The sequence below is a fragment of the Streptomyces hyderabadensis genome, from assembly GCF_020404845.1.
Taxonomy (GTDB): Bacteria; Actinomycetota; Actinomycetes; order Streptomycetales; family Streptomycetaceae; genus Streptomyces; species Streptomyces hyderabadensis.
The window spans coordinates 1-499 of record NZ_JAIOJZ010000155.1 but is presented as its reverse complement, the minus strand read 5'-3'; the positions used below and the strand labels follow the sequence as shown (position 1 = coordinate 499).

The window sequence follows — 499 nt, the reverse complement described above, 5'->3', positions numbered from 1 at the left end:
CGGCGAGTCGGGCGGCCTGGGCGCGCAGCGCCTCCGCGTCCCGCGCCGTGACCACCACCGGCACCACCGGGAGCCCACGACCCCCCGACACCGCCCCCACCGGCTCCGCAACAGCAGCACACTCCTCCAACACCACATGCGCGTTCGTCCCGCTCAACCCGAACGACGACACACCCGCCCGACGCGGACGCCCCTCACCCACCACCCACTCCCGCGCCTCCGTCAACAGACGCACCTCACCCGCCGACCAGTCCACCTGCTCCGACGGCTCCCCCACATGCAACGTCCGCGGCAACACACCATGACGCATCGCCATCACCATCTTGATGACACCCGCCACACCCGCAGCCGCCTGCGCATGACCGAAGTTCGACTTCACCGACCCCAGCCACAACGGACGATCCACCGACCGCCCCTGCCCATACGTCGCCAGCAACGCCTGCGCCTCGATCGGATCACCCAGCACCGTCCCCGTACCGTGCGCCTCCACCACATCCAC

The 499-nt window shown here is 70.3% G+C and carries 1 protein-coding gene; it reads right to left on the bottom strand.

Annotated features, from left to right (window positions below):
• The coding region (locus tag K7854_RS37325; RefSeq protein WP_226030987.1) for a ketoacyl-synthetase C-terminal extension domain-containing protein at window positions 1-499 on the bottom strand (499 nt) is incomplete at both ends.